The 14,028-nt window shown below is 34.9% G+C and carries 12 protein-coding genes; all 12 read left to right on the forward strand.

All coding sequences use genetic code 11. The features are described 5' to 3' along the window. The first annotated feature begins 70 nt into the window (after window positions 1-70). The 12 genes from ACO052_RS17170 (at window position 71) to ACO052_RS17225 (ending at window position 14,008) form a co-directional block, all read left to right on the forward strand. Window positions 71-1,012: a glycosyltransferase family 2 protein gene (locus ACO052_RS17170; RefSeq protein WP_422105024.1), complete on the forward strand. Its 942-nt coding sequence runs from the start codon at window positions 71-73 to the stop codon at window positions 1,010-1,012. A gap of 285 nt (window positions 1,013-1,297) precedes the next feature. Then, complete coding sequence (locus ACO052_RS17175) at window positions 1,298-1,882, forward strand: hypothetical protein (RefSeq protein ID WP_422105025.1); 585 nt, start codon at window positions 1,298-1,300, stop codon at window positions 1,880-1,882. 3 nt (window positions 1,883-1,885) lie between these two features. Then, window positions 1,886-2,404 (forward strand): hypothetical protein, encoded by a 519-nt coding sequence (locus tag ACO052_RS17180; protein WP_422105026.1) that lies wholly within the window; start codon window positions 1,886-1,888, stop codon window positions 2,402-2,404. Window positions 2,405-2,641: 237 nt separating this feature from the next. Beyond that, window positions 2,642-5,896, forward strand: a complete 3,255-nt coding sequence (locus ACO052_RS17185; RefSeq protein WP_422105027.1) for a YCF48-related protein — start codon at window positions 2,642-2,644, stop codon at window positions 5,894-5,896. Window positions 5,897-5,906: 10 nt separating this feature from the next. Beyond that, window positions 5,907-6,425, forward strand: coding sequence for a GNAT family N-acetyltransferase (locus tag ACO052_RS17190; RefSeq protein WP_422105028.1), 519 nt, complete (start codon window positions 5,907-5,909; stop codon window positions 6,423-6,425). Between the two features lie 101 nt (window positions 6,426-6,526). Then, window positions 6,527-6,784, forward strand: coding sequence for a hypothetical protein (locus ACO052_RS17195; protein ID WP_422105029.1), 258 nt, complete (start codon window positions 6,527-6,529; stop codon window positions 6,782-6,784). Window positions 6,785-7,100: 316 nt separating this feature from the next. After that, window positions 7,101-7,634 (forward strand): hypothetical protein, encoded by a 534-nt coding sequence (locus ACO052_RS17200; RefSeq protein ID WP_422105030.1) that lies wholly within the window; start codon window positions 7,101-7,103, stop codon window positions 7,632-7,634. A gap of 920 nt (window positions 7,635-8,554) precedes the next feature. Next, the gene (gene trmD, locus ACO052_RS17205; protein WP_422105031.1) at window positions 8,555-9,232 is read left to right on the forward strand and encodes a tRNA (guanosine(37)-N1)-methyltransferase TrmD; all 678 of its coding nucleotides are present in this window, start codon (window positions 8,555-8,557) and stop codon (window positions 9,230-9,232) included. Between the two features lie 10 nt (window positions 9,233-9,242). Then, window positions 9,243-9,578, forward strand: coding sequence for a hypothetical protein (locus ACO052_RS17210; protein ID WP_422105032.1), 336 nt, complete (start codon window positions 9,243-9,245; stop codon window positions 9,576-9,578). A 120-nt stretch (window positions 9,579-9,698) separates the two neighbouring features. Beyond that, on the forward strand, window positions 9,699-10,049 hold the full coding sequence (gene rplS / locus ACO052_RS17215; RefSeq protein ID WP_299365865.1) for a 50S ribosomal protein L19: 351 nt from the start codon (window positions 9,699-9,701) through the stop codon (window positions 10,047-10,049). 1,016 nt (window positions 10,050-11,065) lie between these two features. After that, window positions 11,066-11,638, forward strand: a complete 573-nt coding sequence (locus tag ACO052_RS17220; RefSeq protein WP_422105033.1) for a pentapeptide repeat-containing protein — start codon at window positions 11,066-11,068, stop codon at window positions 11,636-11,638. Between the two features lie 150 nt (window positions 11,639-11,788). Then, window positions 11,789-14,008 (forward strand): NADP-dependent isocitrate dehydrogenase, encoded by a 2,220-nt coding sequence (locus ACO052_RS17225; RefSeq protein ID WP_422105034.1) that lies wholly within the window; start codon window positions 11,789-11,791, stop codon window positions 14,006-14,008. Window positions 14,009-14,028: the final 20 nt, after the last annotated feature.

Consider the following 14,028-nt stretch of genomic DNA (forward strand, 5'->3'; position numbering starts at 1 on the left):
CTTGTTACTCTTAGCAAAACATTTAATTTTATTTCTATTCAAGTTCATCCAGCTAGAAAAATAAGTCTTTATGATATCCAATAAAAAGATCATCGTCGTTATACCCTGTTACAAAGTCTCTGAACAAATAACAGAGGTTCTAACTACTATTCCATCTTTTGTCGACACCATAATAGTGGTTGATGATGCCTGTCCAGAAAATTCAGGAGCTATCGCAAAAACGACACACTTAGAGCACCTTTTAGTAATTTCGCACAATAAAAACAAAGGAGTTGGTGGGGCGATGGTCACCGGTTTTAAAAAAGCTTTGGAACTAGACTGTGATATTGTGGTCAAAATTGATGGAGACGGGCAAATGAATCCAAATCATATAGCTCAACTTATTCAACTCATCATCGAAGGAAAAGCAGATTATACTAAAGGCAATAGATTTAATGACTTTAAGGCCTTAAGGCGTATGCCTAAAACGCGATTATTTGGCAATAGTGTACTGTCCTTTATGATTAAAGCGACATCTGGGTACTGGAATATTATGGACCCAACCAATGGATTTAATGCTATTACTACCGAAACCATAAAAAGTCTTAGACTCGATAAAATTTCTAAAGGGTTCTTTTATGAAACCGATATGCTTGTAAATTTAAATCTACTCGATAAGGTTGTAAAGGATATCCCAATTCCGGCAGTTTATGGTCATGAGAATAGTAACTTAAGCATTGGTAAAGTTCTCTTAACCTTTCCATTTAAAATGATACGACGATTTATGAAAAGGATTTTTTATAAATACTACATCTATAACTTTAATATGGCTTCTATCTATATACTCATCTCTATACCGCTTCTTATCTTTGGCTTTTCTATAGGCTTTTATAAGTGGCACATGGGCATCGTAGCGCAAACTCCAAATAATGCAGGAACCATAATGCTAGCAGCTTTACCAATTATTTTAGGGGTTCAATTTTTATTGCAAGCCATAAGTATAGACATTAATAGCGTACCGAAAAAAGATTAAGACTTAGGCATTCATGACCGTCAGGCTAAGCTGTCATGCTGAATGCCGCACATTCCAAGGTCTTTTACATCTGCCTGCTGGCTAAGCAAAGCGAACAGACATTCGAAGTACAGTCAAAATTGCCAAGGATGAATCTCAAATCAGCAGTAACTGCGGATTTTTAGTTTTTTTTATGGGTAATTAATACGGTAAGTTTACGTTTATAAGATTGGTAAATATTTGAAAAACAAAATCGTGAAATATGTTAAGTTGATTTTAGTTTTGTACTTTTTAAGCTCTTGTTCAATGAACAAATCGGTTATTGGTTTGTACGGTAAATGTGCAAACCAGTATTTGGCATGTACTCAAATTGAATTAAAATCGGACAACACATTCGAGTATTACATTTTTATGGATGTTGGTGGGGAAAATATAATAAAAGGAACTTGGAAAAAAACTCCGAATAACTCAATTATTCTGAATTCTTTTAATCAACCAGAAATTGCAAAAACAACTTATAGAGGAAAAATAAATCCAAAACTAAAAGGGAAGGTTAAGATTAGGATTTCGGATAAAAATGGAGAACTTGGATATTCTAATATTTTAATAAATGATGGAACACAGGGTGCAGCGGCCAATGAAAGTGGCATAGCAAAGTTTGATACAAGTGTATTGAATAATATAACTTATAACTTTTTAGGACAAGAGGAAACAATCAAAATTGAGAATCCAAATTACAATGAAATTGAAATTTTGATTAGGGATTTGGATATAAATGCCATTCCTGAATTTCTAACTGATTATAAAATCTGGGTAAAAGGAAAAAAACTAATCATGGATTCGGATGACGTTTTCAAAAAAACGAGTTTAAAAAACAAACAGTGGAATTAAAAAATGAACCAACATTATATATCCAGAATTAAGACCTATTATATGACACTGCCATTTTTTGTGTTATTTACTGCATTAAACTATGCCCAGCAAGACTTAGACTCACTTTGGACTGAGATTGCCTTTACCAAGCAATCGTCCTGTCTTTTGGGGGCGCAATACACTTTTGATCGCGAAGGTGAACGCTTTAAACAGACAGCTTTCAACAAGGAACCATGGCAGCTGCTCTCACAATACGACAAACAAAAAACAACAGTATTCTTATTAGGAAAGCTAGCAGATACCACCAAAACCAACATACATACCTGTCCATTTATGGGAGCTTCAAATGGAGAACTCGCTGTCTATGCCCTTCAGCAGATCCATAGGATCAATTGGTATGACTTTGATGAGTTTAGCGCCTATGCCAATCGTGATATAACCAGTGCCGCAGATAGCCATCAAGGTTGGTTACTAGCCATATTATCGGACGATTCGGAACGCAAAAAATTAGAAGCTTTATTCCGTAAACTCTTGGAGTAATTTTAAGTCCTAAAATAGGTTATTCTAAAGGTGAGACTGAGTTGTCATACCAAGCGCAACACTTTCAAAAGTCTCATACGACAGATACGAAGTCGAAGCCGTTAGCAAAATATCAGAAAATTCGTAATAATTGTGATTTTATTTATTGCTAATGGGTAATTAATGTGCTAAGTTTACATATACTTATGTTGGGCAATATCTAACACTGAACTAAAGAATAAATCTAAGAATTTGAAAATGAAAAAAATCCTACTTATTGTATTTTGTACAGTGTTGTGTATTGGTAAAATGCACTCTCAAACAAATTGGGAATTATTAAACCCAAAGCCAACAGCCAATACTGGAAAAGATGTTGAGTTTGTTACAGCTAATATCGGATATATAATAACTTCTAATGAACTATTAGAAACATTAGACGCTGGTAATAATTGGTTAAAAAAACAAAACATCTCTAGCGGAAATGATATGAGTTTCCTCAATACCATAGGTTATATTGTTGGTAATTCTGGATACGTATTAAAATCTGTTGATAATGGGGCATCATGGAATCAAGTTTCAACAGGTTTTAGTGGTTCTTTCAATACTGTGAATATTATTGATACTAACAATATCATACTATCAACTTCAAATAGTATCGTAAAAACTGATGATGGAGGAACTACATGGGAAAGTAGAAGTATTCCTAATTCGGCAGTAAATAAGACATTTTTTACCAATTCCCTTATTGGACATGCTGTTTGCAATAATGGAATCATACTAAAAACTATAGATGGAGGTGAAAATTGGTATACAACAAGAGACAATAGTAATATTACACCTTCAAATTATCTTACAGTTTATTTTGTTAATGACACTATTGGTTTTGCAACAAGAGAACATAATAATATGTATAAAACCACAGATGCTGGGGAAACTTGGGTGGAAATCTCAGGAACAGGTCAGGCTACTTTCGATTTTCATTTTTTAGATGTAAATAATGGTTTTGCGACAGGCGAATTTGGAGCAACCTATAAAACAACCGATGGCGGAAACACATGGAGTCAAATCTTTTTTCAAAATGGTTTTGTAGGAGGAACTTCTATGTACGGCATTTACTTTCAAGACAGTAATATAGGTTATGCTACTGGTGCTCGAGGTCGTATTGTTAAAACTACAAATGGCGGCAATACTTGGACACCTCATTCTATAACATATATTGATTTTAGACAAATACAATTTGTAGATGACAATATAGGTTATGCTCAGTCGAGAAGTAATTTTTATAAAACAACAGATGGCGGAGATTCATGGATTTTAGCGGGTTCTTTGAGTTTAGGAACTTCTGTTTCAAGCAGTGATTTTATTTTTATAAGTGAAAGTTTAGGGTATGCGACTACAGGAGGACCTTATGGAGGACACGTATTCAAAACTATAGATGGAGGAATAACATGGACAGCTTTGAATAATGGTAATGATATCATTGACGAAGGAATAACGTCTATTTTTTTTCTGGATGAGAACAATGGCTTTATGTCAGGTGGTTTTAACTGGAGAAAAGTTATGAAGACTACTGATGGTGGTGTTAACTGGACACAAGTTTCAAATGAAAGGTTTGGTCATATCCAGTTTATTAATGATTTAGTTGGTTATGGAAATACAATTGGATATGCAGATGGTAGAATGTATAAAACTACCGATGGAGGTAATACTTGGAATGTTAGTATTGAAGTAGATGAAGACATTAACACATTTCATTTTACTGATGAGAATAATGGTTACTTTGTTGGTGACCAAGGCTTAATGTATAAAACCAATGATGGAGGAAACAACTGGGAAGAATTAGAAATACCATATGAATGGTATACCCAAGTCCGTTTTTATTCAAAAAATGTTGGTTATATAGCTGATGAGGATGGCAGACTCCATAAAACGGAAAATGGAGGAATAAGCTGGAACTATCTAACACAACAGTTTTCAATCAATTCCATCGCGCTCATAAACAACAAAATATATACAGCAGGTACAAATGGAAAAATCTACAGAAGTGATGTGGAATATGAAACCATAGTCTTACATATTAATGATGCCCAAAACATATCTAATTCTAGCGCTAGCTTAACAGGTAATGTAACCTCAAATGGGGAATCTATTTCGGATATCCAATTTGAGTATAGTCTGGATTCTTCTTTTAGCAATATTATTTCAACAACACCAAACACAATCAATTCAGATGAATCTTTAAACTTTTCCGTGGATTTATCAAACCTAGAACCGAACACCACTTATTACTATAGATTATCTGGAACTCAGAATTCAAACACAAATTACAGTCAGATTTTGAGTTTTACAACACTTCCTGATTATGAAATAACAACAAATTGGGTGTTTAACTATTCAGCAACCACCGCACAAATATCAGGTCTTATAGTATCCAATGAACATGATATTACAAATGTAGAATTTGAGTATGGAACAAGTTCTGATGCCCTAGCTAATAGCATAATTGGCGCACCAATGATAGTTAATGGCAGTACTACTGAGAACATTACAGGAAGTTTAAATAATTTACAACCTGACACACAATATTTTTACAGAATTAAAGGAACACATCAAGGAGAAGACATTTATGGGGATATTCTGTCTTTTACTACATTTCCTGAATATAGCATAAATCTATACAGTCCAAATATTATTGGAACAGATGTTACACTATCAGCGTTTTTAACTTCTTACGATCAAAATATAACTGATATTGTGTTTGAATACGGGACTATTGATTATGAGAATACTATTTTAACCAACCCATCACAGGTCACCGCTAACAGTTCGTCATTTGTTAATGCTACCATAACCGGTTTAGACACAAGTTTAAATTACTATTATAGATTGAAAGCTAATCATGATGGAGGAACTATATACAGCGAAGAAGGTGTTTTTAATTTCTCAGGAGCTATCATCATGACCGGTGGAACCATAGAAGATACACAAACAAGTTCATTAGAATTAAGAGGTTTAATTAATAGTTATGGAGCTTTTTTAACAGATATTCATTTCGAATATGGGCTTACAGACAATTTTGGTTCATCAGTAGCAGGAATGCCTGATTATGCTTTTGGATATAATACTAATTTGATAATCGGTTTAATCAATGACCCATTACCAAATGAAACCTATCATTACAGATTAGTTGCTACTAATAATGGAAATATAATCTATTCTAATACTTATCAATTTACGACAGGTGCACTTAGCTTAACAGAATTTGATTTAGAAGACGGTATATCAGTATATCCAAATCCCACAACTGATTTTGTAAGTATTAAATCTAATATTCCTGAAAAAATTAAATTTATTGAACTTTATAATACTTTAGGTCAACGTGTATATCATGATGATGCTGATAATAAGACTGATATAAAAATTGATTTATCGAGTTTCAGAAAAGGTATATACTTTGTCAAAATTAGCTTGGAAAGTACCAAAGTAATATCATCGAAATTAATTTTGAAATAAATCTGGTGGAGTGGATAAACATGTTCCAACAATAAAGACCGACCGGCTTCTACTGCGTAAAATCACCGATTTAGATCTTGAAAACATATTCAACGGTCTTTCTAACCCCAATGTTATCAGACATTATGGCATTAGTTATGATAGTTTGGAAGCTACAAAAGAGCAAATGATTTGGTTTGCGGATATGAAACAGCTATGGTGGGCGATTTGCGCTCGTGATAATCAAACCTTTTACGGAGCGGGTGGACTAAATGACATTAATCCAGAAGAAAATAAGGCTGAAATTGGGCTTTGGTTACTTCCAGAATTTTGGGGAAAGGGCATTATGCAAGAGGCTTTACCATTAATCACTAATTACGGATTTAACCATCTTCAACTGCACCGAATAGAAGGCTTTGTAGACAGCGAAAATATCAATTGTAAAAAAGCCATGTCTAAACTCGATTTCAACTACGAAAAAACCATCAAGGATAGCGAAATAAAGGACGGAAAATCAATACATATTGATGTCTACGCTAAAACGATTTAAGTGAAAATGCGAGCTATCATTATTGATTACTAAAGGTGTTATACTTTTTTATTGTTAGTAGTTGATTGATGTGTTAAGTTTAGCTCCTGTATTTTTAGGGTATGATCGAATCGGATTATAAAGCAAAAATAAGAGGTGTAGTTTTTGGAAGCTTGTATCCAAATACAATTCATATTCATGTAGGATATGGAATAGGGATGATGGATGGAGGCGGATTACTAATGGTCAAAAGAGAAAAAGTACCTCCCGATTGTAGAATGCCCAACAGCTACGTATGGGTCTTATTAGGTAAAAATTACTACGCAGACGTTAAAATTGAAAAAATGACGGACTCTGAGATAGAAAAAAATAAGATATGAAATGATTACGCATTGGCAGATTAAGAAAGAGAACCAACAGCTATCAGGGTTGGCTACTTGGGATATTATCGGACAATTCAGAACGTGAAGAATTGAAAGCTTTATTCCGTAAACTATTGGAGTACTTTTAAGTCCTTAGAACATAACACATTCTAAACTGTCAGGCTGAGCACTTATCTAAGACACTTGTAAGGTATTTCTTTCTATCAACCAAATCAAATCCGTATTTATTGTGAATTTTTTTGTTGTTAATCGTTTATTAATATAGTAAGTTTACATAGACCAACATGATGAACTCTTAGTAAAATTCTTAAAAATGAAAGCAAAAATTACTTACAAAAATACAACAGTCTTAAAACATCTCTTATTGTTTTTTATTTCCATAGCGCTTTTATCTTGCGATTCGGATGATAGTTCTATTGATCCATCGCAGCTATTAAGTAATTTTCAAGAACCGAATCTGAATTTTAGAATTTCACCTGAAGAATTAAAAATGCAGGAAGGTGAGCCTGATCTAGATAATGGCTTTTTTTTCACCTATTTAAATCCACAAAATGCGGTTACGGAATACCGATATGTTATTCTAACTGATTTTTTAACTCAAGAACCTTTCTATGCACACGTCAATGTTGACATATATGCCAATCAACAGAATCTGGATTATATTGTAAATTGGTTAACAGATAAATATGGGACACCAGAATTTAGTCAGTTTGGAGATGGAAGCCAGGGCTACGAATGGTTTCTTAATACAGAAGCTGACGATGATTTGTTTAATATATCAATAGTCTATTCGGGCGATGGAATAGGGACAGAAGAGACTTTTCTGGTCGATTTTAGTCTGTTCTGAATGGCATACTTTTTACAGTATATCATAACATAATGACTAATGCATCAACAAAGCACTGACAAATTTGCCAAAGAGTGTCCTTGTTGATGGAACGGTAATCAAATATTATCCTACAACCGCACCATTACCAAAAAAACGTATTAAGTGCTTTTATTTCCTGATTTTATTTACAATTATTACTAACACTATTAACATTGAAAAGAAAGCTATCCATGTTAATTGAACGATAGAAAAATGCCCTGATAGCACCGGAAACATAAGACAAGCTAAACAGATTTCAACAGCCACAAACCAAAACTTAAAATTAAAAAACGATTTCAATCCTAGCTTAGAAAACAAGTAAAGCCAATACGTAAAACCGATCATCAAAACACCCACAAGGTTTAAGCTTATTATGAGACCCGTATTCATTAAAAAATGAGCTTTGGCCATTATAGACACTTTAGTAAAAGCAATTATGATACAGCCTAAATAAACAAATTTGACGAATTTAAAATCTTTAAAATCACTATAGGCGAAAAGATAAATCACGCCTAGCACCTTAATAATTGAGACCAAAAAATAGAAATTAAATTCTGGGAAAGCCCTGAACAATAAATTATTTAATAGGCCACTGACAAAAAAAAGACATGCAATAAAAAATAGATTAATAAATGCTCCTTTGGACATTTTCATAAGGTGAAAATAAAAAATCTCGCTAGAACATCGCCTAAAATTCATTACTACTGTATTTCTTAATTAATATGGCCTTGGTAATCTAAAAACTATGCTGCACAGCGATATTACGACTGCCGTACCAGAGCGTTTAAAGAAGGTTGATTTTATAAAAGATTATTTAATTCAAAAGTCAAGTAGCTAACAACTTGTATAACTCATTTCAGCCAAATTAACCCTACCTTTGTATTTCAATAAAATAGTGTATGCGCATCGATATCATTACCGTATTACCAGAATTATTAAAAAGTCCCTTTGAGGCCTCTATCCTTAAACGTGCCATAGAAGCTAATTTGGTAGAGGTGCATTTTCATAATCTTAGGGATTACACCACAGATAACTACAAATCCGTAGATGATTACCAATTTGGCGGCGGTGCCGGTATGGTCATGATGATAGAACCCATCGATAAATGTATTTCAGGTTTGCAGGCTGAGCGCCATTACGATGAGATTATTTATATGACACCAGATGGGGAGCGGCTTAACCAAAGTATTGCCAATCAAATCTCCTTAAAAGAAAACATTATTATTCTTTGCGGTCATTATAAAGGGGTGGATCAGCGTGTACGCGACACCTTTATTACCAAAGAAATCTCCATTGGCGATTATGTGCTCTCAGGTGGGGAACTGGGAGCAGCCGTATTATGTGATGCTGTGATTCGCCTAATCCCTGGTGTTCTAGGTAATGAGACCTCTGCCCTCACCGATTCCTTTCAAGATAATCTGTTGGCCCCTCCTATTTATACTAGACCAAGGGAGTATAAAGGCATGAAAGTACCCGAAGTCCTATTTAGTGGTAATTTTGGTGAAATTGAGAAATGGCGAGAAGAACAGGCCTACAAACGCACCCAAGAACGACGGCCAGATCTTTTAACTGACTAAAACATTGGATATGGATAATTTCGACGATTTAAGCATACACTTTGCTATTAATGGTGTTGTAATATTATTATTGCAGCTCGCCGTTATTGTTTCAAGCATTATTATAATTACAAAATACCGCAAATCTATTGGTGCAAAAATTATGGTCGTAGGTACTGTGTTTACACTAATAGCCATTGTAGCATTTCAAGTAATGCCATATGTAACAAGTTCTTTTGAAACGGATAACTATTTAAAAGTGCAAGTACTATTGTCTTACCTAAATACATTCTCATTCTTTGTGTTTACCATTGGTTTTGTAATTTTCGCTATTAATGACCTTAAAAAAGACGACAATAAAGATTAAAACTTTTCACTTTCTACTTTCTACTTTTAACTTTTTGACTATCTTTGCAGCCACTTTAGATTAACCTCTGGCGAGAATCGTGAATGTTGGTTTGGAGCAACCCTAATAAAAAAAGAAAACATGGATTCTTTAGTAAAATTTGTACAAGACGAATTTGTAACCAAAAAAGACTTACCAGAATTTAGTGCTGGTGATACCATCACCGTATATTACGAGATTAAAGAGGGTAATAAAACCCGTACTCAGTTCTTTAAAGGTGTGGTCTTACAGCGTAAAGGAAGTGGATCCTCAGAAACCTTTACCATACGTAAAATGTCTGGAACCATTGGTGTAGAGCGTATCTTCCCAGTGAACCTACCAGCCTTACAAAAAATTGAAGTAAATAAGCGTGGTAAAGTACGTAGAGCACGTATATTCTACTTTAGAGGTCTTACTGGTAAAAAAGCAAGAATCAAAGAAGTTAGACGATAAGCTAACTGACATACCTTTTAAAAAGCCCCTGAATTCAGGGGCTTTTTTAGTTATTAACCATTGTTAATAACTCTAGTTTATAAGTTGTGCATATCTAAATGCCTAAAAAATTTGGAAATTCGCAATGTAGACATATCTTAGCTAAACAATTAATAACAAACCTAGTTTGGTTTTGGAGTTTTCTTCAAATTTATGTTAAATTGTAAATAAAGTAACGTTCTTTATATAATGAGATTGTTTTTGAGGTGAACAAGCCGCTTGTGTAGGCAAGTGAGGTGTAGTGAACCATGAAGCTAGAGCTTTATAGCATGCTTGCAGGTTATAAAGTGACGGTGGAAAGCTTTGAAAAAGTAACGGAATCGAAAGTGAACGTGAAAAGGACGAGCAATGTTTTTGGACGTATGAGACACGAAAGTGAATGATAAAAAAGAAAATATCAAGAAAACACATCTTATGAAACGCAGTAGCAACAGGTCAATACATTTTGAAAGTTGCGAAACGTTTCACTGAAACAGAAACCCTTGAACTGAAAAGGATGATGGTGCAAACCATGCAGCTGAGTTAGTGAAAACTAAATAGGTCACGTTAGTACTGTTTCAAAAAGAAGCCATGTCAGCACAGTTTACTGTAGTGATATGGCTTTTTACATTTTACAAAACTCCTTTCAGCATTCCATAACATTTTAAATCCGGCCATCCTGAACTTGCTTAGGCGGAACTCTTGTCTGTTGCTTGCCTCCCAAAACGTATATTCTATTTAAATTGTCCCCTTGAGGATTATCGAAATTAAAGCCATAGCTTTAATTGAAGATACCGAGCGTAGCTCATTAGGGGTGTTACCGTGACAAGAAATAAATAATACCTACTGGTCAAAATTGCAACATGAGCAAAAAGACGATAAAACCAGTGCCATATGGGTCTTATCTAAATACTTAACTTGTTAAGAGTCCATATTAGTTTTTGGACTCTTATCAAATAACTAGTATAATTAAATTTTTGTCAGCTTATATTTGTAATATGAATCTTCCTCTCATAGACAGTCAGAATTTCAACCACCAAGACTATACCAAGAACCGCTTGCCTAAGGCAGAATATAGCTACTGTAGCTTTACCAACTGTAATTTTGAGCATTCTGATATTTCTAATACCATTTTTTTGGAATGCGAGTTCCACGACTGTAACTTTAGCAATGCCAACCTAAAGCATGTCACTTTTAATGATGTTATTTTTACAAGCTGTAAACTCGTCGGAGTCAACTTTAAAGATTGTAATGACTTTTTAATGGCCTTTAGTTTCAAGGATTGTAATCTGAGTTTAAGTAGTTTCTCAGAGATGACCATTAATAAAACCCTTTTTTCTTCCTGCAACATGCATCAGGTCGACTTTAGTTTTACGGAAGCAAAGTCTTGCCAATTCATAAAATGCGATTTAAAGAAGGCCCTATTCGATAATACCAATCTCGAACAGTCGGATTTGTCAACTGCGTTTAACTTCGATATCGATCCGTCATCAAACCATTTAAAGTCTGCATTGTTTTCAAAAGACAACCTTTTTGGGCTCTTAAGGACATTCAATATTAAGGTAAAGTAGAGATTATCAGTATCTCATATAATTATTATTAAATTCTCATTTTTTTAAGCAAGCTCTTATTAATCCTATACTGACAAAACACAAGTGTTTTTGTATATTTGCACAGCTTAAAATTAAGCCCAAGCACATTCACTTTATTTTTGACAACCTATGACAAAAACAGCAAAGATTGTTTATACAAAAACGGATGAAGCACCAGCTTTAGCCACACGTTCTTTTTTACCAATTGTTCAATCCTTTACAAAATCTTCTGGTATAACGCTAGAGGTCAAAGATATCTCGTTAGCCGCTAGAATTTTAGCCGTATTTCCTGATTATTTAACAGAAGAACAAAAAGTGGCGGATGCTTTGGCAGAACTGGGTGAATTAGCGAAACAACCTGAAGCCAATATTATAAAATTACCAAATATCAGCGCCTCAATTCCTCAACTTACTGATGCTATTGAAGAATTACAATCAAAAGGTTATAAACTCCCGGATTATCCAGAAGAACCGAGCACTAATGAAGAAAAGGAGATAAAAGCGCGCTATGATAAAATAAAGGGAAGTGCCGTCAATCCTGTATTAAGAGAAGGAAACTCGGATAGACGTGCGCCAAAAGCGGTTAAAAATTACGCCAAGAAAAACCCTCACAGTATGGGCGAGTGGACGTCAGATTCCAAAACTCATGTGGCCACTATGGCTCATGGAGACTTTGCACATAACGAAGTGTCTGTGACCATTCCAGCAGCAACTTCTGTAAAAATTGTTCACACCAATACCTATGGAAATGCGACGATTTTAAAAGATAATATCAGCGTATTAAAAGGTGAAATTATCGACACAACCTTCATGAGCAAAAGTGCATTATTAGGCTTTTTGGATAAAGAAATTAAGGACGCTAAAGCTCAAGATGTGTTAATGTCCTTACACATGAAAGCCACCATGATGAAGGTTTCCGATCCCATCATTTTTGGTCATGTGGTCAAAACCTACTTCAAATCTGTTTTTGAAAAACATGCTGAAGTACTCGAAGATATAGGTGTCGATGCCAATAATGGCTTTGGGAACTTATTGGAAAACCTAGAAGAATTAGATGCTGCCAAGCGCACTGAGATCGAAGCGGACATCAGCGCCGCCTTTGAACAAGGTCCAGATTTAGCGATGGTCAATTCCGATAAAGGTATTACCAATTTGCATGTGCCTAGCCACGTCATTATCGATGCCTCAATGCCAGCCATGATCCGTACCTCGGGTCAGATGTGGAATAAAAATGGTGAGCAACAAGATACCAAAGCTATCATTCCAGATAGTAGTTATGCTGGTGTTTATATTGCGACTATAGACTTTTGTAAAACACATGGAGCTTTCGATCCCACCACTATGGGAACGGTTCCTAATGTTGGTTTAATGGCCCAGAAAGCGGAAGAATATGGTTCTCATGACAAAACTTTTGAGATTGCATCGAATGGAAAAGTCGAAGTGATTAATGCCGAAGGGGATCTATTAACAAGCCATAATGTCGAAAAAGGTGATATCTGGAGAATGTGCCAGGTTAAAGATGCACCTATTCAAGATTGGATTAAATTAGCGGTAACAAGAGCAAGAGCGTCTCAAACACCTGCTGTATTTTGGTTGGATAAAAATAGAGCCCATGATGCCGAATTGATTAAAAAGGTTAATCACTATTTACCAAATCATGATACTTCAGGATTAGATATTAGAATCTTATCACCTATTGAAGCTACAAACTTTACTTTAGAACGCGTTAAAATAGGAAACGACACCATCTCCGTTACAGGTAATGTTCTCAGGGATTATCTTACGGATTTGTTCCCGATATTAGAATTGGGAACAAGTGCAAAAATGCTCTCTATCGTTCCACTGATGAATGGTGGTGGTTTGTTTGAAACTGGAGCTGGAGGTTCTGCACCAAAACATGTGCAGCAATTTGTGACCGAAAATCATTTGCGTTGGGATTCCCTAGGTGAGTTCTTGGCCTTGGCTGTATCTCTGGACCATTTTGGAGAAGTGAATAATAACACAAAAGCAAAAATCTTAGGTGAAGCTCTAGACGACGCCACCGAAAAGTTGCTAGAACACAAAAAAGGCCCTTCTAGAAAAGTCAATGAATTAGACAACAGAGGCAGTCATTTTTATCTAGCCTTGTATTGGGCAGAAGCTTTGGCAAATCAGACTAAGGATGACGCTTTGAAAGTAGAGTTCACTGAGGTTTACAAACAGCTTTCAACCCACAAGGCTACCATCGTAAAAGAGTTAATCGATTGCCAAGGTGAACCGGTCAGCATCGATGGCTATTATTTACCCAATGAGCGCTTAACTAACAATGCGATGCGGCCTAGTAAAACATTGAATTCAATAGTAAATTAAACTTAAGTTAAAAGAGCTTC

The organism is Winogradskyella sp., assembly GCF_965228925.1.
In the GTDB taxonomy this organism is placed as follows: domain Bacteria; phylum Bacteroidota; class Bacteroidia; order Flavobacteriales; family Flavobacteriaceae; genus Winogradskyella.

Excerpts from the sequence above, each read along its gene's own strand:
- ACO052_RS17170 (WP_422105024.1), top strand. The coding sequence starts at position 71 with ATGATATCCAATAAAAAGATCATCGTCGTTATACCCTGTTACAAAGTC.
- ACO052_RS17175 (WP_422105025.1), top strand. The coding sequence starts at position 1,298 with ATGAACAAATCGGTTATTGGTTTGTACGGTAAATGTGCAAACCAGTAT.
- ACO052_RS17180 (WP_422105026.1), top strand. The coding sequence starts at position 1,886 with ATGAACCAACATTATATATCCAGAATTAAGACCTATTATATGACACTG.
- ACO052_RS17185 (WP_422105027.1), top strand. The coding sequence starts at position 2,642 with ATGAAAAAAATCCTACTTATTGTATTTTGTACAGTGTTGTGTATTGGT.
- ACO052_RS17195 (WP_422105029.1), top strand. The coding sequence starts at position 6,527 with ATGATCGAATCGGATTATAAAGCAAAAATAAGAGGTGTAGTTTTTGGA.
- ACO052_RS17200 (WP_422105030.1), top strand. The coding sequence starts at position 7,101 with ATGAAAGCAAAAATTACTTACAAAAATACAACAGTCTTAAAACATCTC.
- trmD (WP_422105031.1), top strand. The coding sequence starts at position 8,555 with ATGCGCATCGATATCATTACCGTATTACCAGAATTATTAAAAAGTCCC.
- ACO052_RS17210 (WP_422105032.1), top strand. The coding sequence starts at position 9,243 with ATGGATAATTTCGACGATTTAAGCATACACTTTGCTATTAATGGTGTT.
- rplS (WP_299365865.1), top strand. The coding sequence starts at position 9,699 with ATGGATTCTTTAGTAAAATTTGTACAAGACGAATTTGTAACCAAAAAA.
- ACO052_RS17220 (WP_422105033.1), top strand. The coding sequence starts at position 11,066 with ATGAATCTTCCTCTCATAGACAGTCAGAATTTCAACCACCAAGACTAT.
- ACO052_RS17225 (WP_422105034.1), top strand. The coding sequence starts at position 11,789 with ATGACAAAAACAGCAAAGATTGTTTATACAAAAACGGATGAAGCACCA.